Annotated in this window: 20 protein-coding genes; 4 read left to right on the top strand and 16 right to left on the bottom strand. The window is 48.0% G+C overall.

Going from position 1 to position 20,486, the window contains the following annotated elements:
• Positions 1–28: 28 nt before the first annotated feature.
• The 5 genes from BG260_RS06735 to BG260_RS06715 form a co-directional block, all read right to left on the bottom strand.
• A complete protein-coding gene (locus BG260_RS06735) occupies positions 29–604 on the bottom strand; it encodes a DUF3347 domain-containing protein (RefSeq protein WP_069131198.1) in 576 nt (191 codons plus the stop codon).
• Between the two features lie 146 nt (positions 605–750).
• A complete protein-coding gene (locus tag BG260_RS06730; RefSeq protein ID WP_069131197.1) occupies positions 751–966 on the bottom strand; it encodes an SHOCT domain-containing protein in 216 nt (71 codons plus the stop codon).
• A gap of 96 nt (positions 967–1,062) precedes the next feature.
• A complete protein-coding gene (locus BG260_RS06725) occupies positions 1,063–2,919 on the bottom strand; it encodes an efflux RND transporter periplasmic adaptor subunit (RefSeq protein WP_083750149.1) in 1,857 nt (618 codons plus the stop codon).
• 57 nt (positions 2,920–2,976) lie between these two features.
• Positions 2,977–4,323, bottom strand: coding sequence for a TolC family protein (locus tag BG260_RS06720; protein WP_176719449.1), 1,347 nt, complete (start codon positions 4,321–4,323; stop codon positions 2,977–2,979).
• A gap of 131 nt (positions 4,324–4,454) precedes the next feature.
• Entirely contained in the window at positions 4,455–8,222 is a 3,768-nt protein-coding gene (locus BG260_RS06715; protein WP_069131195.1) for an efflux RND transporter permease subunit, read from the bottom strand.
• Positions 8,223–8,286: 64 nt separating this feature from the next.
• Between BG260_RS06715 and BG260_RS14455 the strand changes: the two genes are divergently transcribed.
• Positions 8,287–8,421 carry a hypothetical protein gene (locus tag BG260_RS14455; protein WP_281179587.1) on the top strand — a complete coding sequence of 45 codons (135 nt, stop codon included), beginning with the start codon at positions 8,287–8,289 and terminating at the stop codon, positions 8,419–8,421.
• A 114-nt stretch (positions 8,422–8,535) separates the two neighbouring features.
• Here the strand turns inward: BG260_RS14455 and BG260_RS06710 are convergent, their stop codons facing one another.
• The 8 genes from BG260_RS06710 to BG260_RS06675 form a co-directional block, all read right to left on the bottom strand.
• Positions 8,536–8,976 (bottom strand): hypothetical protein, encoded by a 441-nt coding sequence (locus BG260_RS06710; protein WP_141691534.1) that lies wholly within the window; start codon positions 8,974–8,976, stop codon positions 8,536–8,538.
• Positions 8,977–9,064: 88 nt separating this feature from the next.
• A complete protein-coding gene (locus BG260_RS06705) occupies positions 9,065–9,655 on the bottom strand; it encodes a choice-of-anchor V domain-containing protein (protein WP_069131193.1) in 591 nt (196 codons plus the stop codon).
• Between the two features lie 79 nt (positions 9,656–9,734).
• Entirely contained in the window at positions 9,735–10,751 is a 1,017-nt protein-coding gene (locus tag BG260_RS06700) for a Vgb family protein (protein ID WP_069131192.1), read from the bottom strand.
• 231 nt (positions 10,752–10,982) lie between these two features.
• Positions 10,983–11,621, bottom strand: a complete 639-nt coding sequence (locus BG260_RS06695) for an adenylate/guanylate cyclase domain-containing protein (RefSeq protein ID WP_069131191.1) — start codon at positions 11,619–11,621, stop codon at positions 10,983–10,985.
• Positions 11,622–11,720: 99 nt separating this feature from the next.
• The gene (locus BG260_RS06690) at positions 11,721–12,080 is read right to left on the bottom strand and encodes a response regulator (RefSeq protein ID WP_069131190.1); all 360 of its coding nucleotides are present in this window, start codon (positions 12,078–12,080) and stop codon (positions 11,721–11,723) included.
• A gap of 30 nt (positions 12,081–12,110) precedes the next feature.
• Positions 12,111–14,096, bottom strand: a complete 1,986-nt coding sequence (locus BG260_RS06685) for a S9 family peptidase (RefSeq protein WP_069131189.1) — start codon at positions 14,094–14,096, stop codon at positions 12,111–12,113.
• Positions 14,097–14,147: 51 nt separating this feature from the next.
• The gene (locus BG260_RS06680; protein WP_176719448.1) at positions 14,148–14,528 is read right to left on the bottom strand and encodes a fluoride efflux transporter FluC; all 381 of its coding nucleotides are present in this window, start codon (positions 14,526–14,528) and stop codon (positions 14,148–14,150) included.
• Positions 14,525–14,914, bottom strand: coding sequence for a fluoride efflux transporter FluC (locus tag BG260_RS06675; RefSeq protein WP_069131188.1), 390 nt, complete (start codon positions 14,912–14,914; stop codon positions 14,525–14,527). Before BG260_RS06675 ends, BG260_RS06680 begins: the two co-directional genes overlap by 4 nt.
• 133 nt (positions 14,915–15,047) lie before the next feature.
• Between BG260_RS06675 and BG260_RS06670 the strand changes: the two genes are divergently transcribed.
• On the top strand, positions 15,048–15,677 hold the full coding sequence (locus BG260_RS06670; RefSeq protein ID WP_245683915.1) for a DUF4159 domain-containing protein: 630 nt from the start codon (positions 15,048–15,050) through the stop codon (positions 15,675–15,677).
• A gap of 89 nt (positions 15,678–15,766) precedes the next feature.
• Here the strand turns inward: BG260_RS06670 and BG260_RS06665 are convergent, their stop codons facing one another.
• On the bottom strand, positions 15,767–16,768 hold the full coding sequence (locus tag BG260_RS06665) for an NAD(P)H-dependent amine dehydrogenase family protein (protein ID WP_069131186.1): 1,002 nt from the start codon (positions 16,766–16,768) through the stop codon (positions 15,767–15,769).
• Between the two features lie 286 nt (positions 16,769–17,054).
• A complete protein-coding gene (locus BG260_RS06660) occupies positions 17,055–17,366 on the bottom strand; it encodes a TraR/DksA family transcriptional regulator (protein ID WP_069131185.1) in 312 nt (103 codons plus the stop codon).
• 62 nt (positions 17,367–17,428) lie between these two features.
• On the opposite strand from BG260_RS06660, the gene BG260_RS06655 reads away from it, so the two are divergent.
• Together BG260_RS06655 and BG260_RS06650 are read left to right on the top strand one after the other, a co-directional pair.
• Complete coding sequence (locus tag BG260_RS06655) at positions 17,429–17,782, top strand: hypothetical protein (protein ID WP_069131184.1); 354 nt, start codon at positions 17,429–17,431, stop codon at positions 17,780–17,782.
• A 155-nt stretch (positions 17,783–17,937) separates the two neighbouring features.
• Positions 17,938–18,432 carry a hypothetical protein gene (locus BG260_RS06650; protein ID WP_069131183.1) on the top strand — a complete coding sequence of 165 codons (495 nt, stop codon included), beginning with the start codon at positions 17,938–17,940 and terminating at the stop codon, positions 18,430–18,432.
• A 42-nt stretch (positions 18,433–18,474) separates the two neighbouring features.
• On the opposite strand, the gene BG260_RS06645 is transcribed toward BG260_RS06650, so the two are convergent.
• Positions 18,475–20,424, bottom strand: coding sequence for a heavy metal translocating P-type ATPase (locus tag BG260_RS06645; protein WP_069131182.1), 1,950 nt, complete (start codon positions 20,422–20,424; stop codon positions 18,475–18,477).
• Between the last annotated feature and the right edge of the window lie 62 nt (positions 20,425–20,486).

The following is a 20,486-nucleotide window of genomic DNA, read 5'->3' as shown; positions in this document are numbered from 1 at the left end:
CGAAACCCTTGGAGGGTTTGATCTTTAATTATGATTCAATTCGTTCTATCACCTGTCCGCAACCCGGCATGGTTTCGGGGGTGTATGGGTTTTGAATTTGTTCGTTTTGGCTCAGCCAGTTTGCCCCGTCACTGTCCAGTGCCATTGGGCAATACTGATGATAGACAACACCTTCCACTCCAAATTTTTTAACAGCCTCTGCCAATTCATCTGAGAGCGATCGAAATGCAACGCGTGAGCTTTCAATATCCTCACTGTTCAGCAATACACTGACCTGTTCAGTGAGCTGATTGTAACTTTCCATCCAGGCAATATGTCCATCACCTGACAGTCCGTGCTGTCCAATGTCTTCCAGCGTGTTTTTAAAGTTTTTAAACTCTGAACGTGAAGCATCCAGATCGGATTTCAGGAAAGCATCTTTTCCATTTAAATAGGTTTCTACAACCTGAGTCAGGTGTGCACGAAACTCTTCAGGCACGTCCTCAAAACGTTCAGGATTTTCTGATTCGTGATTATGTTCTGAATGATCTTGAGCAACAGCAGGCTGCACAAGTAAGAGTATAAATAACAATGATATTGTATATGCTAAGATTGATTTTTCCATTGAATGTTGGGTTTGTTTGTGTTGTTCTTTAAATAATTTTCAGGTAATCCTTATCCCATTGTTTTCATGCTTGCCAATTTTGGAAACGCTTTACGCCTTACAGTAGTCCGCCGGAATCGATGAATCCTTGTTTAGGTCTGGAACACTTAATTCAGTAAATCCTTCTTCCGTTTTTCAAACTCCTCTTTGTCGATTTCCCCACTGGCATATCTGCGCTTCAGAATTTCGAGTGGAGTTTCGTTACCGGATGTTTTTTGATTTGTATGACGTAATGCTCTGACAACTACAACTACGAGTGCGATTATGAGAAACCACCAGAAAAACATCATCCAGCCGCCTCCAAAAAATTGAAAATCATGCATAATACTTGGATTAGCAGGTTTACTGTTTAGACCAAAGAAGGACGATCCTTCTTCATTTCATTACTGATTCTATTTGTCAATTCTGCGGTCTTAAGATTATTTCTCAATCCTCTCAATCACCTCACCACAACCCGGCATGGTGTCGGGCAGGTAGGGATTTTGAATCTGTTCGTCCGTGCTGAGCCAGTTGGCACCCTCGTTATCAAAAGCCATCGGGCAGTATTGGTGATAGACAACACCCTCAATTCCAAAAGTTTGAACAGCATCGATCAGCTCATCAGACAGGTTGCGGAATGATGCCCGTGCCTGTTCGATATTACCGGCACTGACGATGTCGGACGCGTGACCGGTAAGTGCTTCAAAACTCTCCATCCATGCAGTATGGCCGCTGCCTGACAGTCCGTGGATCCCGATCTCCTCCAGCTTGGAGTTGAAATCGGAATACGCATTTTGCGCGGCACTCAAATCTGAATTGATCAGCGCATCTTTTCCGCTAATGTATTGCTCAATGGCTTCGGAAAACGTCTGGCGAAAATCGTCAGGTACATCATCAAACTGCTGGGAGGATGCAGCATCTGTGTGTTCGCTATGATCTTCCTCTTCGTCCATATCCTCCATATCCATATCTTCACTTCCGTGATCGTGGCCGCGTGGAACCGCGCCAGATCCGGGTTCCCGGTTCATCATGCTGAAGCGATCGGCCAGCTGCATTTCGCTATCGATCCGGAAGGCTCCGTGGAATACTACCTCTTCGCCCTCTTCAACCCCTTCCTCGATAATATAGTGGCCACCGGTTTTTGGACCCAGCTCAACCTCACGAACTTCAAAACGGGGCAAATCGGCTGAGTTGTCCTGAACATAAACAAGAGATCTCGGGCCTGTCCAAAGCACCGAGGAGACAGGGACCAATAGTTTTTCTCCCTGAACACTTCCCTGCAGCACGCCGCTGACCAGCATGTCCGGTTTGAGTCTGCCATCAGGATTGGCTACATCGGCGCGAACACCCACGGTGCGTTTCTGGGAATTCATCACTGGATCAATCCAATTGACGGCGGCTTTGTGCTCTTCGGAGGGATTGCCACGGGTGCGGAATGTGATAGGATCTCCCTGCCGGATCCATTGGATATCCTCTTCGTACGCCTCCAGGACTACCCAAACCTGTTCCAGGTTGGCCACTTCATAGATGACGGTTCCCTCGGTAACATGTTGCTCTTCTGCAATATTTCGCCGGATGACGTACCCGTTTGCCGGAGAGAGAATCTCCAGTTCGTTCTGTACGGTTCCGCGCTCTTCAATGGCATCGATCTGCTGTTCGGAAAACTCCCACAGCCGGAATTTTTGACGAGTGGCTTCATAAAGCCGCGGATTTCTTTCTTTTTGCCTCGCTGCTTCCAGAAGCTCGCGCTGTGCGGCAATCAATTCCGGAGAGTAGATGGTTGCCATCGGCTCATTTTTTTGAATCCGGGCACCGGTAAAATCGATCTTCAAATCACGAATTCGCCCCGGGAAGTGAGTGGTTACCCGCGTAATTCGGCGTTCATCCACCTGAACTCTTCCGGGAAGTGTCATTATTTTTTGAGGAACTTCACGAACCACGGGCGTGGTCTGAATATCGGCGAGTCGTGCCGCGGAGGCTGTCATTACCATCGAAAAGTCGCCCTCCTCTGCTTCTCCGCCCTGCGAGCCTGCCGGGATCAGCTCCATTCCGCAAATAGGGCAGTTACCCGGCTCCTCTTCCCGAACTTGGGGGTGCATGCTGCAGGTCCAGACGATATTGCCCTCATCATTGGTGTGTTGCTCATCAACATGCTGTTCCATCTCGGCTTCAGTTAACGTGTCGTGGTCGGTATGCCCGCCGTTTCCGGATGAGCCCGAAAAGAGCAGCCAGCCGATCAGCAGTCCGGCCAGTAAAAGCCCTGCACTGTAAAGGAGTTGTTTTTTTGAAATTTCCATTGTTTTACGGTTTTATGATGCGTTTAAAGCGTTTCGATTCAATTCGGTTTTGTTCTGTTATTTGCCATCTCTTTGATAGCCGGGAGCTTGTCCAACAAGCGTTTCAATATTGATGAGGGCTTTATGCTGGCGGACCCACACTTCTATCTGCTCCATTTCCAGGTCCAGAAGCTGCTCCTGCATGCGCAGTACCTCATCAAACCGGACATTCCCGGAGGCGTACTCTTCACTTAAAATTTCAAGGGCTTGCTCGGTTCTCGGAATCAGCTCTTCCGTGAGGAGAGTGCCCGATCGCACACTGTTACGATATTGCTCCAATGCACTGTCTAACTGAGCTGTAAGCTGATTTTCTGTTTCGGTTCGGCTAAAATCTACCGAGCGAAGTTGCTGCACGGCCTGCCGGTGTTGGGCTGAGTATCTTGATCTCCAAAGCGGAATCCGGATCGTGGCCATAGCGGCATACATCTCTCCGGAATCGGGAAACATGGCCATGGCGGCAGAATTACGGCCCATCACTTCAACACCGAGTCCGAAGGAGGGCATACCGTTCAGTCGTGCCAGGTTTTTCTGTTCATTCAGCGCCAGCTCTCTTGCGTCAAGCTGATTGAAAGCCGGGTTCAACTCGTGGATTTTCTCTCGAAGTGATTCCCTGTCCAGATGAACCTCTCGCCCTGTGATCTCTTCCGGGGTGATCACTTCAGCATTTGCCGGCCGGTTTAAGTAGGCGTTAAATTTCGATTGGATCGGATTGATGCGATCTTCAAGATTGGCAATAACTGTTTTCAACCGCTCTTCCTCCATCTGAATGCGAAGCAGGTCCGCTTGACCGGCGCGTGCAGTTTCGTACCGAACCGTTACCAACGATTCCAGATCACGGATCAGCTGCAGGTTTTCACGGGTAATTTCAATCTGGCGGTTCAGCTCTGCCAGATCAAACCAAGTGTTCTGAATGTCTCTGAACAACTCTAGCTGCCGGCTGTTCAGCTTCTGATATCCAGCTTCGGCCGAAGCTCGCTGCATATCCCGCCGGGTTTGCAAGGTTCCAAACCAGGGAAACATCTGCATGGCCGATGCGGTGAAACGCCCCAAAACCGGATCCGAATTCATTGGGTTGAGGGTGAATCCGATATTCACCTCGGGATCGGGCAATGAACCCACCTGTGGAATCTGTTCTAATTCCGATTGATACTGATACCAAAGCGATTGCAGCTCCGGATTTTGTTCAACGGCAATTTGGAGATACTCCTCGAGTTGGGGGTAGAAAGTCTCCCCTAACAAGGGGCTCGGAGCCGTAGGCGATTCCCGCGAAGTGAGATTTAAAGGGGTGTTTTCCTGTTTTAAGGTTGAACCTGAACCCTGCGCATGCAGTAATGTTGTGAAACTTCCTACGAAGATGACAAACAACAGGGCAGTGACTAAGGTAAATCCCCTCCCCGAATTACTCGTGACAGGCAATAGCGGAATTTTACACCCCCCTCTGTCCCCCCTTATTAGGGGGGAATTCTCACGACTCACGACTAACTTCTCACGACTATTCATCTCACTTCCTCCAGTTTGTTTTCAATTTTCATGCTGCTCTCTTTCCAGATGGCGTAGAGCAGTGGCACCAGCAGCAGGGTTAGGATCTGGACAAACATCCCGCCGAAGATTGGGATCGCCATTGGAATCATAATTTCAGAGCCCTTGCCGGGTGATGTCAGGATCGGCAGCAGGGCCAGGATTGTGGTTCCGGTTGTCATCAGGCACGGGCGTACTCTTCGCATGCCCGCCTCGATGGCTGTGGCGTAGATCGCTTCGCGGCCTTCCGGTTTTTTTCGGGCAAACAGTTGCTCCAGGTAGGTAGCCATCACCACGCCGTTATCCACAGCTATGCCAAAGAGCGCCAAAAATCCAACCCAGACGGCAACACTCAGGTTGATGGTACCCATCTGGAAGAAATCGCGTATTTCCACTCCGAGGAGCGAGAAGTTCAAGAACCAGTTCTCACCGTAGAGCCAGAGCAGGATAAATCCGCCAGACCAGACCAGGGCAATTCCGGAGAAGACGATCAGGGAAACCTGTGCAGACCGGAACTGAAAGTAGATAATCAGGAAGATGATGAGCAGCGTGATGGGCAGTACTACCGCTAATCGTTCGGCAGCCCGCTGCTGATTCCTGAAATCTCCTTCAAACGTATAGCTGATGCCGGCGGGAACCTGCAGGGATCCGTCGCTGATCGATTCATCAAGACGGTCGCGGACACGGTTGATGACATCAATCGGGGCTTCATCGGGCAGTCGGTCAAAAATCACATAGGCACTCAGAAACGTATTTTCGCTTTTGATGTTCATCGGGCCGGCCTCGAACTTGATGTCGGCAAGCTGCCCGAGCGGAATCTGGCTGCCGTCGGGTGATGGTACCAGAATTCTGCGAATTTCATCCGGGTTGTTTCGGTACTCACGCGCATATCGAACGCGGATTGGATAACGCTCGCGACCTTCCACGGTCATACCCAGCATCTGCCCGCCTATGGCTGTACTGATCACCTGCTGTACATCCTGAATGGTGAGCCCATGCCGGGCAATTTCACGTCGGTCGATGTCGATCTCCAGGTAGGGTTTCCCCACCACGCGATCGGCAAAAACGGCAGAGGGACGAACGCCCTCAACCTGCCTCACCAGCGGTTCGAGGCTAGTGGCAAAATCATCCAGGGATTCCAGATCCGGCCCGCTGATTCGAATTCCCATATTCCCACGCATGCCGGTTTGGAGCATTACCAGCCTCGTTTCAATCGGCTGAAGTTTGGGGGCAGAGGTGATACCCGGAATATCGGCCGCCTGCAGTATTTCGTTCCAGATATCGTCTTCACTATTGATGTGATCGCGCCACTGACGGTAGTATCTGCCGCGGCTGTCGGGGATCAACTCTCCGTTATCATCCCGCACAAATTCACCGTTCTCAACCTGGTAACGCACCCTTCGTCCCCGGTCATCGGTTTTGAACTCGCTTTTGTACATGATTGTGTTTTCAAACATCGATACAGGAGCGGGATCAAGTGCAGATTCCGCCCGGCCGATCTTACCCACAACCGTTTCCACTTCCGGAATGGATGCGATGCGCATGTCCATTTGCCGGGTCATCTCCAGCGCTTCTTCCACGCCGGCGTGCGGCATGGCGGTCGGCATCAGGAGAAAAGAGCCCTCATCCAGGGTGGGCATGAACTCCTGCCCAAGTCCGGGAAAGTGATCATCCATCACTTGCCACGCTGCGGTTTGATCAATTTCGACACCGATCGCATTGAATCCGGTTGAAACGTAACTGAACGTGGTATCGAATCCGCGCCAGCTCATCAAGCCGAAAAGCAGGATTAAAAGCGGAATGGAGAGCGAGGAGATCTTGTGGCGAAGCGCCCAGTCCAGAACTTGCTCGTAATATTTCATAAAGAGCCAGAAGAGCCCGAAAATAACGCCGATGGTGAGAATGATGAAGATCAGGCTGAATGAAACCGGATTTTGCGGTCCCAGGGGAAGCCAGTTGCCGGCCAGCAGCCAGGAGACACCCAGCAGAATTACGGCATTGTTTACCCACGGCGCCCACGTTTGATACTCCTCACGGTAGATGGCCACAAGATTGTTGATACCGAGCGCCATCAGGATGAAGCCTCCCCATCCGTAAAGGGTAATGGCGATGATCAGTCCGGCAGCGATCATCACGCCGTTCCAGATGACCTTCCATTTTCTCGTTTTGATATTCTGAGAGAACAGCCAGTGTGCAAATGCCGGGATCAACGTAATGACGATGATCAGGGTGGCAATAAGAATAAAGGTTTTGGTCCACGCCAGCGGCCCGAACAGCCGGCCCTCCTGCGCTTCGAGCATAAAGACGGGAAGGAAGCTGACAATGGTGGTCATCAGAGCGGTAATCACGGCCGGACTCACCTCTGCCGTGGCACGATAAATTGTCTCAAGTAAATTTTCTTCGGGATCTTTCTCCTCCATGTGCTTGAGCATGTTCTCCGTGAGGATAATCCCCATATCCACCACTACACCAATTGAGATGGCAATCCCCGCCAGGGCCACCACATTGGCATCCACTCCAACATATTTCATCATGATGAAGCTCATGAGTACTGCCAGCGGCAGCAGTGCTGAAATGACAAGTGAGGTCCGCAGATGCATCACCATAATGATGATCACAATGATGGTGATCAGGAGCTGTAGTGAGAGAGCTTCTTCAAGCGTGCCCAGGGTTTCGTAGATTAGTCCGGTTCGGTCGTAAAACGGGACTATTTTTACCTGTGAAACGGTGCCGTCGGAGAGCTCTTTTGTCGGCAGGCCGGGTGAAATTCGTTCAATCTCCTCTTTTACATTGTTAATCACCTGCAGCGGATTTTCTCCGTAACGGGCCACAATGACTCCCCCCACAGCTTCCGCACCGGCTTTGTCGAGCGCACCCCGGCGCTGTGCCGGCCCAAGTTCCACGCGGGCAACGTCTTTAATCCGGATTGGTGTATTGTTGCGGGCTGTAATAACACTCTCTTCCAGGTCTTCAATCGACTCGATATATCCCAGGCCTCTGACCAGATATTCAACCCGGTTCATCTCGATGGTTCGGGCACCTACATCGAGGTTGCTTTTGCGAACGGCATTGGCAATATCGGTGACGGTAACGTTCGCTTCTCGCATAGCCACCGGGTCGATGTCCACCTGGTACTCCTTCACAAATCCGCCGATACTGGCTACTTCTGACACACCATCCACGGCATTCAGCGCGTAACGAACCTGGAAATCCTGGATGGAGCGCAGTTCATGCGGATCCCACCCACCTGTCGGATTTCCTTCAGAATCGTAACCTTCAAGAGTGTACCAGAAAATTTGTCCGAGCGCGGTAGCATCAGGGCCCAGCGCAGGCTGAACTCCTTCCGGCAGCGTTCCGCCCGAGAGTGAGTTCAGTTTCTCCAATATCCGAGACCGGCTCCAGTAAAACTCGATGTCATCCTCAAAAATGATGTTGATGGACGAAAAGCCGAATACGGAGTTACTTCGAATGGTTTTCACACCGGGAATTCCGAGAAGCTGCGTGGTTAGCGGATAAGTAATCTGATCCTCAATATCCTGCGGCGAACGGCCAGGCCACTCGGTAAAGACGATCTGCTGGTTGTCTCCGATATCGGGGATGGCGTCCACAGGAACCGGGTCGCGCGGAATGAAATCGATATCCCAGTCGAACGGTGCCGTGGAGATCCCCCAGCCTGCCAGAGCCAGAAACAGCAGCAGCGCAATCAGTTTGTTTTCGAGAAAAAAGCGTATGAGTTTGTTTGTCATATGTTGACCCACCCCTTGTTCCCCTCCCTATTCCGCAAGAGAACGGCATAGGGGAAGGGAGACTATGTTAAAGGGTTTTGAATTGATGTTTGGGTTTGGCGGTGTTGGAGTTGGGAGGAATCTCCCCTTGAGGGAGTGGGCACGCGTACTTTGTGCGTGGACGAAGGGGGTAAAGAGCGTTGAGTTAGCTTTTAGATAATTTATTACCTATCGCCTTTACACTAAAACACCCCTGATAAAACCGCTGATCGCGTTTTCATCTTTCCCCTCTCAAGGGGGGACTTTCAATTTCTTCCCAACAAAAAGGATGTGTTTATAGCAACAGGGTATCGTACATAAGCCAGAGTGGCGGGCTGTGTACGTTTAGAAATGTATCAGGTTTGTCGGACTGATATTTATCAATCCGGTTGAATATTTTTTGATTATCCGATTCAGACAGGTAAGCGCTATAATCGTTGGAAACCCGGGTCCACTCCTTAGTTTTGTGGAGTGTAGGGTTCAGATCGCAGGCGCAAAACTGCATCTCATCGCAGTTGTGATCGTGTGAATCTGAATGATTGTGATGCTGAGGTGCATCTTCCATACAGCAACCATGGTTGTCAGACATCTCCATAGTATCGTGATGACTCATCTCCATCATACAGAAATCTGCAAGCTGTTTAGCCTGAAGACCTGCAGGAATGAGAAATGCCAGCAACGTTACAAGAGCTGTGAGTCTGGAAAAGCGCTGATATGGTTGACCGGATAATTTCACAACGTAAGAATAGGCAATATCAGTTAAAAATCCACATGATCCAAAAATATTACACAATTGGTTTTTCTAAAAGAACATGTGCGCACAACTATTCAGGCTTGAGTGTAAGCTCGGTTACATAGATCCAGTCACCAAATGAGGAGTCATCATAATTTCCGGAGTTTGCCGCAATGTTGATCACAACCGGTTTTCCGGATGAAGGAGCCGTCCATGAAAATACCCAATGGATCTCACGGTTGCCGGTTGGTGAGGTTCCTTCTGCTGAATGCTGTAGATATTTTACTCCATCAGATATTGAAGGTGTGAACATCAGACGATCACTATTCCAGTTAATTTCTCCCGCTTGTGAACCGTTTTCAAACCGGGTTGTGAGTTGGAATCCCCCTACTTCCAGCTGTTCGGCCTGAAGAGAGACTGTCACCTCATATGATTTGCCTGCTTGATAGGTGTCGTCTAATCCTTCTATTTTCAAACTGCCGCCATCCATATTCAGATCGTAATCAAAATGGCACGAACGGCAGGTTTCTTCTCCGAATCCTCCTGTAAATCTACCGTCCAGATGTTCCGGGTTTGGAGTGAAGTGAGATAGATCATTAAATGAGGGCTCTTTTTCCGATATAGATAAACCGATGATGAAAGGCGCAGTAATAATTGTGAGGAGTTTAAGGATTTTTTGCATGGAATTACGGGTTTATCAGCCGGAAATAGAAAGAGCACATTCAATTTTTTGAATGTGCTCTGAATATACTGAATGAAGATTAGTTGACGACAATTCGCCCAATGTGTCCGGTATCGGTTCCAAACCACATAGAGTTGGTTCGTTCATCAAAGTCCATATGCCGGATCGAGCCCTCACCGGATTCAATTACCTGGGATGCAACAAACTCTTCGGTTGCGGGGTCAAATGCGACCAGTTTATTTGGGCTGAGGCCGCTGGCAGAGAACCAAATTCGGTCTCTGTGATCTTTCAGGACAGCATAGGGCCGCGACTCTTCGCCGTCGGGCATCTCCCACTCCTCAACAGAACCGTCTTCTGGGTTGTATCGGCCAATGTACCCTGAAGCGTAATCGCCATACCACACATTTCCGTCAGAAGTAACATCCAGCCGGCGGGGTCTGATCTCTTCCCGCGGAAGTTCTATTTCTGTAAGCTCCATCGTTTCAGGGTTTACGGTAGCGAGTTTATTCGTGCCAAAAAGTGCAATCCATGGTGTTTCACGATCGGGTGCCATACGAATTCCATATGGACGAGCTCGTTCTGTCGGGACCGGAATTACCTTCGCCTCTCCGGTTTCTACGTTGAAATGTCCAACACCGTTCCCACCTTGAGCCGTGAACCAGATATTTCCATCCTTGTCGAAAGCAAAGGTGTGTGGATCACGGGCGTAATCATCATCCATCATATATTTGGTAATTTCTCCGGTTTCCGGATCCATTTTACCGATGTGGCGTGCCCGGTTTCCGGCGTACCAAACAGTACCGTCATCGGCTACAACAACCGTATGTGGACCTGCTCCATCTTCAAGCGGAAGCTCGCGAAACTCCTCGGTTTCCGGCTTGAAGTGGCCAACATAGTGAGCCCGCTGCCCGGCAAAGAATACGGTTCCATCAGGGGCAACATAGGGATCGCGGGACCGGGTGTCATCAAACGGCACATCCCACTCTTCAACAGAGGCAATGACTTCAACAGGTGCTGTTGATTCAGCCTGTTCAGTTTCTTGATTTGCACATCCTGAAAACAAAAAGATAAATAGCAGAGATAGTGTCGATTTCATAGGTTTGATTGTTTAATTAACTGAAGTGAAAATCAGAATTATATTTAAATTTTTAGCGTATGATTGTCAATTCCAATCATTGTGGAAGTTGTAAAAAGTTATTGTGATGTGAAAACGGGATACGATTCTTTGTCATTTATATAAATCTCAAGAATCAATCATATTTATTCCCGTTTTATCTCTCTCCAAAAATCTTGAGGATGAAATCATCTTTTTTGTCGGCACTCTCCATTATGGTTTGAAAGTCGATTTTTTATTGTAATCGATAATCTCTTCCGGCAGGCTGCTTTTTAATGAGCTGATAAAATAGAGTTCGCGCATTCCCACACCGTCTAACATCTCCTCTCGTTTTTCAAAGCTATCAACATAGCTCTGAATCATATCAAACACATCCTCGGTTACGCAGAGTTGCCCGGGTGAAGGTGTGTTGACGATCCTGCTTGTTAAATTGACGGCCTCTCCCCAAATATCGAAAGCAATTTTTTGATATCCGATCACACCTGAAATTACTGCCCCTTTATGAGCACCCGCTTTTAAATTCCAAATTTCGGCACCGATCATCTGATTATAGAAAGAGAGAAACTCATTCAATTTGAACACGGCTGCAGCCACCCTCAGGCAAGAGAGCTCTTTGGGGCTGTGAATACCGGCAATCGCCAGGTATCCGTCTCCTATGGTTTTAATGCGCTCCAGCCGGTAGGACGCAAAAATCTCATCAAACGCATAAAACAAAACTTTTAGATGATGTAGCATTTCAGAAGCACCGAGTTTTCGGGTCAGGGTTGAGAAGTTCTCAAAATCTGTAAAAAGTACGGTGACATCCTCATGAAATTTAGGCTCAGGCAGCACACCATTTTTAATCTGCCCCAAAAGATTCGCGGGCAGCGTATTTTCAGCAATTGCATTGGTTTTCTGCTGTTCGTTGATCAGCTTTTGCTGCAGATTTTGAATGTCTAAATGGGTCTCAATTCAAGCCAGAAGCTCATACTTGCGAACAGGCTTGGATACGTAGTCTACGCCACCGCTCGTAAAACATCTTACAATATCGTCCTCTTCGGTTGATCCTGAAAGAAAGAGCACGGGCGTGGATTCGTGACCCGGAATATCATGGATGGCAAGAGTGGTGTGGTAACCGTCCATGCCATCCATGTTGATATCCATAAGAATGAGATCCGGATGATGTTTTTTTACTTTGGCGATGGCCTCCTCGCCTGAAGAGGCTTCAAGGAATCCATATCCTGCATTTGTTAAGATTCCCTTTAGCGCCAGCAGGTTCATACGGTGATCATCTACGGCAAGAATTAAACCGGAGTCATCATCCTTTCTCATGAAATCATACCTGTTTGTGAATGATGCCTGTTATTTCAAGTAGTGATTGAACCAGCTTAAAACCCGATCCATAAAATCGAGCTGATGGGCTCGTTCGGTCAGTCCGTGGGGTTCTCGCGGATAGAGCACCAAACCGGTTGGAATCTCCTTCATCTCCAGAAACTGGTGAAGTTGTATGGATTGCTCGGGATGAACGCGGTCATCGGCCAGGCCGTGTGCTACAAGCATCGGTGTATCGGCATGGTTGAGCCAGGCTACCGGCGATCGCTCCCAGTTTTGGCCGGGATTGTCGAACCAGTAGAGATCCCAATGAACCACACTCATCTCATGCGGGATATCAGTGGTACCCATGAAGGAGATCCAGTTGGAGAGGCCGGCAAACGTGATGGTTGCCGCAAACCGGTCACTAAACCGGGTGGCAGCCCAGGCTGAGAAGTACCCTCCATAGGAAGTCCCCGACATTCCAACACGTTCGGGATCGATTAATCCCATTTCATCCAAATGATCAATCCCGAGAAGTACATCCTCAAACTCTTTTCCGCCAAGATCACGATGGTTAGCTGAGGCAAACGCTGTTCCACGTCCACCACTTCCTCTGTAGTTCGGTTCAAATACAACATAACCTTCATTGGCCAGAACCTGTGCGGGATAGAGAGCTCTGGTAATCCATCCATTAAGGCTGACTCCCTCAGGGCCGCCGTGTGGCAGAATAACCATCGGGTATCGGGTTCCTTCCCGGTAATTAACCGGTTTCACCAAAACTCCTTCAATTTCGAGATCATCGGCTCCAGGCCATGTGATGGACGTTTGCTCGCCAAAAACCTTATCGGCTAACCAATCGTTATGATGTGTAATCCTTTCAAAATTGGGCCGCCGCAGGTTGTTTACGACAAAAACTTCATTCGGGTGAAATTTCGTGTTAACAGATGCTGCAAATGCGTTTTTGCGCTCATTTAAACTAATACCTCTGAATATTTCATCGCCACCTCCGAGAATTCGGGTGATACCTTCCCGGTCAATACGCAACGAGTTCAGTGTGGTGACAGATCGTTCAACTGCGGTAAAGAAAAGGGTTCGATTGTCCTGCCAGCCGGCCCACTCAATAGTTCCTTCCCAGTTGTCTGGTGTCAGGTCGCGGTTGCCGCTGCCATCTGCATTGAGAACCCAAAGTCGCTGCGGAAGTGGATCGCTGTACACTTTACCGGCAATCACAGCCAGCTTTGTTCCGTCGGGCGACCAGCTTATGGATGTTTTCTTCATGGGCTGATCCATCAGATCTCTCATTCCTGATCCATCGCGATTGATCACCGAATAGCGGGTATACATCTGCTCGGCGTCTGCTCCGGTTTTTTCGCTCACTCTAACCGCAAGCTGTTCACCACTGGGTGCCCAAGAGAAATCGTAAACGTAGAGTCCGTCAGGCGTAATTCGGGTGGCATTGCCGTTTCGGGTCTGTACATAAAGTCCCATATAACGGATATTTTCTCCGGCCACAATCATGTCAAAGCCTCTCTCTTCCATCTCCTTTCGTTCATCAGAAACGGGATCTAAAGATGTATAGGCAATTGTAGACCCGTCCTCTGTCCATTGGTATGATGAGATTCCGTTAATGGCATCGGTATGTTTTTGAAGATCATCTCCGGATCGATTCACAGAGTAAACCTGTGTCTGGCTGTGATGATCAGAAATTCTGGAAGTGAAATAGAGCCGACCATCAGGTCCCCATTGGGGTGAGCCGGCTCCGTTTGGTTTTTCAATGACATTGATGGCGTTGCCTCCGTCAGCCGGAATGATGTAGAGTTCGGAAAAATTTCGGCCTACATCGTCATCTTCAGTACGCGGAACGCTGAGCGTGTAAGCCACATGATTCCCATCCGGACTCATGGCTACAGAGCCGACGGATTCCAGTTTAACAACATCTTCTGCGGTAAGTCCCTGTGCGTTGGTCTGCACGGGTGAAAGAGCAGCTGCAAACACAGCAAGAAGCAGTAGAATGGAGATTTTTTTCAGTTTCATAGACTTGATGATTTAGTTATCAGATTCACTCAATATAAATGAAATTGCGAATTATTTAGCTAATTTCACGCCTATTACGAGGGCAAGGATCCCCATAAAGAGCTGGCTAAAGATGTAGGCCGAAAAAATAAGCGGAGACTGACCGAAAAGCGCCATCGCTTCAAGTCCAAATCCCGAGTAGGTCGTAAAACTTCCGAGCAGGCCGGTCAATAAAAACAGCCTTTTTTCTTTGGATTGATTTTTAGAAGCTATCCGGGTGATGAAATAGCCCATTAAAAAACTTCCCAGAATATTCACAAATGAAGTGACTGTGAAGAGCTCGGCGTTGGGAAGTAGAGCGTCAAATCCGAGATTTGCGGCATGACGGAACACTGCACCGATGGCTCCTCCAAGAGCTACCCACCCAAAAGATTTTAATTCCGGGCGAATCAAGCTGCGCCTCCTATCCAATGAAGAGTAAAAGAATAACCGGCAAACACAAGGCTTATGGCGACAACCAACTGCATAAACAGATAGAAAGCCAATTCTCGCGTTGACCCGTCGAGACGCTGAAAAACCTCAAGAGAAAATGTTGAGAAGGTGGTATAGGAACCAAGAACACCTATTGAGAGCATCATTGCGACCTCATTACTGAACGGGCTGGATACCGATATTACTGCTGCGAATGCGCCCGAAAAAAGACACCCAAACGAGTTGGCGAAAACGGTTCCGGTAATGAATGAGGTGTGCTTGTTGATGGGTATTGAGGCGATTGATGTCAGGTATCGAAGGCAAGCACCTACGGCTCCACCCACTGCGATAAAGAAAAAGTCTAACAATGTGCTGATGATTCTATTTGTACGTTTGGGATCAAACTACCGTTTTCTATTTTAAGATTGAATTTAAACCCTGTTACATCCAGAGATGATATTGTATAGAGTACTTGCAGTAATTTTTTTATTTCTGTTCATTGTGCCATTCGAGACTGATGCTCGACAGGCTGAAGACGCTTTTAAAGTTGCCCGTGTTCAATATCAGGGGGGTGGCGACTGGTACAGCTCTCCAACCGCGCTGACCAACCTGATTGATTTTGCAAATCAGAACCTTCCGATTCGACTATCCGGGAGGTATGATGATGTGCAGATCGGCAGCCGCGATATTTTCAATTATCCGCTTTTGTTTGCTACCGGACATGGAAATATTTCACTGAACAACTCCGAGATGGAAAACCTCCGGAACTACCTGGAGAATGGAGGTTTTTTGATGGTGGATGACGACTATGGCATGGATCAGTATGTGCGTCCGCTGCTGAACCGAATCTTTCCCGATGACGAGTTGATCGAACTCCCTGCCAATCACCCGATTTACAGCATTGTCTATCCTTTTCCCGACGGGCGTCCCCCCAAAGTTCACGAGCACGACGGCAAACCGGCCCAGGCTTTTGCACTGTTTCGAAACGGTCGAATGGTTGTGCTCTACACCTATGAATCCAATCCAAGTGATGGCTGGGCGTATGATGAACACGATAATCCGGAAGAGATAAACCAAGCAGCACTGCAGTTTGGTGCGAACGTGCTGACGTATGTGTTTACAAATCCTTGATTTTTAGATATGAGATATTAGTATTGAGTCGTGATGTTGAGTAATAAATATCCGTCTGACCGCGGGTAGCGGTCTGACGGGGAATCTGTTTAAACCTTCGAAAAATAGGCCGGAACGGGAACGTCCAGCATGGTTTTGAGACCGGGTGTAGATCCGGTAACGGATCGAACCGCATTAACCGTAATGGCACAGGTGGCCACATCACCGTTCAGACCGCCATCAATTTCGGTTGTGATGTTTGGCAATCCTTTAATCGTAATACGGTCGTAGGATTTCTCCTCACCCACAGCCGCACGGAAAACCAGTTTGATCTTCTCATCACCGTTTACAAAACCGGAACCAACCTGTTCAACACCGGCGGGATTTCCTTTTTCAATCGGCTTGTATCCATTGGTGATTTTCTCTTTAGCTATTACCGGCTCAAGAGTTTCCCGGTTTTCGTCTAAATTCCAGCCCATGGCATGTGCAATCAAATCAACGGATTCCGGTAGTCCTACATGACGCAGGCTCCCGTCCTCTTTTTTAGCCTGAAATTCATCGTGAGTCAGAGCAGCTCCAATCTTCTGTTGAAAAGGAATCCGGCGAACCGAAGCATCCTGAACGCGCTCTACGGTAACGGAATCCACACGCTGGCAAACGGAGGTGAAAGCTGAGGGCAGGTAGTCCATCAAGAAGCCGGGATTTACACCGGTTCCCAGGCAGGTAACACTGTTCATCTTGCAAATATCGTCAATTTTTTGAGCTGCTTCCGGGTGCTGTTCCCATGGGAATGTGAGTTCTTCACATGTAGAAACAACATGAAGACCTGCTTTGGCAACGCCCTCAACCTGGCCGACAAGCTTTTCAATAGAAGAGACCGTAGTTAAAACGGCAACTTCAGGTTTTTCGGGTGCATTGTTGATCGCATCAGCCAGCGATTTTTGAACGGTTACTCCGGAGTTTTTTGTGTCGGCAATATCTCCAATACTCTTTCCAACCATTTCCGGGTTCAGGTCAACCAGGCCAACAACGTTTATTCCTTCTCTGTCAGCAAGATACTGCAGAACCTGTTTTCCGAGAGCCCCGATTCCTATTTGAATTACATTAATCATCTGTTATGGTAGTTTTGTTTTGTCAATTCGTTGAACTGTAAAAGATAGAAAAGAAAAAAAATGAAAGGCACCCTTAACGCGCCGATTGTAAATGATTTTGAATAAAAAGTTTAGTCGGTTAATTAGTAAATCTCAGAGCTCACTTCGATTTATTTATTAATGATTTTAATTAAATAGGGTAATGCTATTTACTTGAAAGGTTGGACACTAACATTAAAAAAACAGCTGTCACACCCAAGTCGGGGTATTTTCAAAATATTTAAGGTCGGTTGGCACAACGGACACATCATGATGTGTAGGGCATAATATTTAATCGGCCGAATGGTATATCATCCCCACATTTGAGACACTTGCCCAGTTTTCCATCCTGATGGCGCTCAACGGCACGTTCGAGCTTTTGAAGGGTTCTTTTTTTGTCGCGCAGTGCTTTTTCGTTGATCGTTTTATTATTGATGGCATCCATTCGGGATAACCGCCCGATGGAGTTGTCGAGCGAGATGGGCTTGGTTAGTTCAGTCAGCTCTTTAATCTCCTTCCGGGTTGATTTTATTTGTTCATGAATGATCGTTAAAAGTTCTTTCTTATCTGATTCCGTCATAATGGTTTGTATTCAAACGCTTCCCGGATAACATTTATCTAAATTCTTCGTACTTTTCTATTATGTGCAAGATATTTAAAATATCTCTACTCATTTCTCTTTTTGGGATCAGTGCCGGGTTATCGCCACATGGACAGGCTATTTTCGGTCAATCCACGGAATGGGTTCAATCCGGGTTTGATGTTGCTCAACAACATGAGTCCACGCTTTACGGAAAGCCGGTTTTACCGATATTTTTTGCTGAATTTCATTCAGATTCAAATTCCGAGTCAGATCCGGATCAGCATTCTTTTTTACGCCCGGATTGGATCACCGTCCCAAAAGATGAAAATGGACACTATTTACAGCTTCAGAAGCTGATTGATCACAGTCAGTCGGTTCGGCAGCTGCTCTTTCCCTACCACACCCACCTTTAGTTTTCTGATTTGATTGCCGGAGGTTTTGGCACTACTTCAAAAAATCAGGATCACCCAAACGTTAATTACTGCTCTGTTCAATATGCTCTGCTATTTGAGCAGGAGTTTTTGATGGGTGATATTCATCAAAAAAATTAATACTAAAGGATTTTATTATGGAAACAGATATCGCATCTATTGTGATTGGATTGGCTTCAATTGCCACTTTTTTGATACCCATCGGATACTATCAAATGAAAGAGAAAAACGGCGTTAAAAAAGCAAAGAATCGCTTTTTAACAATTGCTGAAGATGTTGGATTTCAAACCGGCGAGGTTGACGTGTTGAGAAATCGTGCTGCGATTGGAATCGACCGGAACAGTGAAGAGCTGCTCTATGTAAATCATGGCAGCCATGAGCTAATTGAACTTGGCAATATTGATCAGGCACTATTTTATAAATCAAATATGCAGGTGCCCGGTGAAAGTGGCGATCAACAAAATATTCAGGAACTGGGAATTCGCTTCAAAATGAGAACCGGAAATGATGTTAAACTTCCTGTGTTTGAGGGGAGGGACGGAACTCAGATTGGCGATGAGCGAATCATCGTTCAGGGCTGGATTCATAAAATTGAATCAGCCAAACGAGAGCTGAATAAGGAAGTTGCATGATCAATTAAACAGGCTCAGGGTGTTCACTCTGGGCCTTTATTTTTATTCAAACTTCATCTGCTGAATCCGAATGGCGTTCAGGATGGCCAGCAAGGCCACACCTACATCGGCAAACACCGCCTCCCACAACGAGGCCATCCCCAGTGCCCCAAGGCCAAGTACGGCGATTTTTACTCCCATTGCTAAACCAATATTTTGCCATACGATATTTCGGGTAGCGCGACTAATACGGATGGCTGTGGCTATTCTGCCGGGCTGATCGGTTTGAATCACTACATCGGCTGTTTCAACGGCTACATCGCTGCCCATTGCGCCCATGGCAATTCCCACATCACTCAATGCCAGTACCGGCGCGTCGTTAATGCCATCACCGGCGTAGGCCGTTACCCCACCATATTTCTGCTTGATCTCTTCCAGTTTTGCAGCTTTTTCATCGGGTAAAAGTTCGCCATACACAGCATCCAGCCCCAGTGAATTCCCAACGTTTTCAGCAATCTCTTTCTTGTCTCCGCTTAGCATCACAGTTTGCTTCACGCCCAGTTTCCTTAGCTGTTGAATGGCCTCCGCGGCGTCTTCCTTTATTTGATCGCTGAATGTAACCGTTGCCGCCGCCTTTCCGTCTATTGCAAAGTAGATAACAGAGCCATTCACTTCGATTTGATGACCATTCATCAACACCTGATGTTTTTCCATGAAAGTTCGATTGCCGGCCAGGAGCAGCTTTCCATCAGCCTTTGCGGAAACCCCCATCCCGGAATGCTCTTGCTGATGCGATATCTCCGGTGATGCGAGTACATCCTCCGAAATGTGATCAGTCAGCGCCTTGGCAAGCGGATGATTGGATCCCATTTCAAGCGCATACAGTGTATCAAGTACGGTTTGCCGATCAGGCAGGTGAACATCCACAGATTCCACAGAGAATCGGCCTTTAGTAAGTGTACCGGTTTTATCAAAAACAACGGTTTCTACATTTCGAAGGGCATCCAGGTAGTTTGCACCTTTAACAAGTATCCCATTTCGCGATGCTGCCCCGATACCGCCAAAGTATCCGAGCGGAATGGAAATTACCAATGCACACGGGCAGGAGATGACCAGAAAAACAAGCCCGCGGTAGAGCCACTCATCGAACACGTATGGGGAAACAAAGAGTGCGGGAAGTGCCACCAGAAGGGATGCAAGTAGAACAACAATCGGCGTGTAGACTTTCGCAAACTTTCGGATAAACAATTCGGTTTTTGCCTTGCGCCCGGCTGCATCCTGTACCATGTTTAAAATCCGCGCGATGGAGCTGTTTTCATAGCTGCTGGTTACGCGAAGCTGAATCACCCGGTTCAGGTTTACCATGCCCGCAAGCGCCTTTTCTCCCTGTTGATAGGTTCTCGGCAGGCTCTCCCCGGTAAGCGCAGATGTATCGAATGTGCTGTGGCCTTCGACAATTTCACCATCCAACGGAATGCGTTCTCCCGGCAGAATTTGAATGATCTCTCCCGAAATTACCGTTTCGGGATGAACCTCTGTAAATTCACCGTTTCGGTACACACGAGCGGTTTCGGATCGCACATCCAGCAGGGCTTTGATATTTGATTTTGCGCGATTGACAGCGCCATCCTGAAAAGCCTCACCGACAGAATAGAAGAGCATGACGGCTACCCCCTCAGGGTATTCACCGATATAAAATGCCCCAAATGTAGCGATGCTCATCAGGAAAAACTCGGAGAAAAGATCTCCTTTCTTTAATACTCTCCATGCTTGAAGAATGACCGGCAGGCCAACAGGCAGATAAGCCGCCGTGTACCAGATGAACCGGATCGGGCTACTGAACCATGAGGGTTGAACCAGGTAGTCCAAGCCAAGGCCCGTCATCAGCAGAAGAAAGCTGAGAATCGGCTTCAGATGTGTTTTTATCTCAATGATCGGGCCGTCAGAATTTGTCGGTTGTTCAAAGTTAATTTCTGAATCGCAACTGCAGGCCGCTTCGTGCTGGTGTGACATATTTCCAATTTCAAAGGTTGAATCATTTTTCTGATTGAAAGATAGAACTCAACCCGGTGCAA

The sequence above is a fragment of the Rhodohalobacter halophilus genome (assembly GCF_001715195.1).
GTDB classification, from domain to species: domain Bacteria; phylum Bacteroidota; class Rhodothermia; order Balneolales; family Balneolaceae; genus Rhodohalobacter; species Rhodohalobacter halophilus.
This window is presented reverse-complemented; position numbering and strand designations above follow the sequence as displayed.

What these genes read in the sequence shown, in the direction of transcription:
- BG260_RS06705 (WP_069131193.1), bottom strand. Translation starts at nt 9,655, where the DNA reads ATGCAAAAAATCCTTAAACTCCTCACAATTATTACTGCGCCTTTCATC.
- BG260_RS06660 (WP_069131185.1), bottom strand. Translation starts at nt 17,366, where the DNA reads ATGACGGAATCAGATAAGAAAGAACTTTTAACGATCATTCATGAACAA.
- BG260_RS06665 (WP_069131186.1), bottom strand. Translation starts at nt 16,768, where the DNA reads ATGATTAATGTAATTCAAATAGGAATCGGGGCTCTCGGAAAACAGGTT.
- BG260_RS06685 (WP_069131189.1), bottom strand. Translation starts at nt 14,096, where the DNA reads ATGAAACTGAAAAAAATCTCCATTCTACTGCTTCTTGCTGTGTTTGCA.
- BG260_RS06700 (WP_069131192.1), bottom strand. Translation starts at nt 10,751, where the DNA reads ATGAAATCGACACTATCTCTGCTATTTATCTTTTTGTTTTCAGGATGT.
- BG260_RS06725 (WP_083750149.1), bottom strand. Translation starts at nt 2,919, where the DNA reads ATGGAAATTTCAAAAAAACAACTCCTTTACAGTGCAGGGCTTTTACTG.
- BG260_RS14455 (WP_281179587.1), top strand. Translation starts at nt 8,287, where the DNA reads ATGTTAAAGGGTTTTGAATTGATGTTTGGGTTTGGCGGTGTTGGAGTT.
- BG260_RS06715 (WP_069131195.1), bottom strand. Translation starts at nt 8,222, where the DNA reads ATGACAAACAAACTCATACGCTTTTTTCTCGAAAACAAACTGATTGCG.
- BG260_RS06650 (WP_069131183.1), top strand. Translation starts at nt 17,938, where the DNA reads ATGGAAACAGATATCGCATCTATTGTGATTGGATTGGCTTCAATTGCC.
- BG260_RS06690 (WP_069131190.1), bottom strand. Translation starts at nt 12,080, where the DNA reads ATGAGAAAGGATGATGACTCCGGTTTAATTCTTGCCGTAGATGATCAC.
- BG260_RS06645 (WP_069131182.1), bottom strand. Translation starts at nt 20,424, where the DNA reads ATGTCACACCAGCACGAAGCGGCCTGCAGTTGCGATTCAGAAATTAAC.
- BG260_RS06730 (WP_069131197.1), bottom strand. Translation starts at nt 966, where the DNA reads ATGCATGATTTTCAATTTTTTGGAGGCGGCTGGATGATGTTTTTCTGG.
- BG260_RS06655 (WP_069131184.1), top strand. Translation starts at nt 17,429, where the DNA reads ATGTGCAAGATATTTAAAATATCTCTACTCATTTCTCTTTTTGGGATC.
- BG260_RS06735 (WP_069131198.1), bottom strand. Translation starts at nt 604, where the DNA reads ATGGAAAAATCAATCTTAGCATATACAATATCATTGTTATTTATACTC.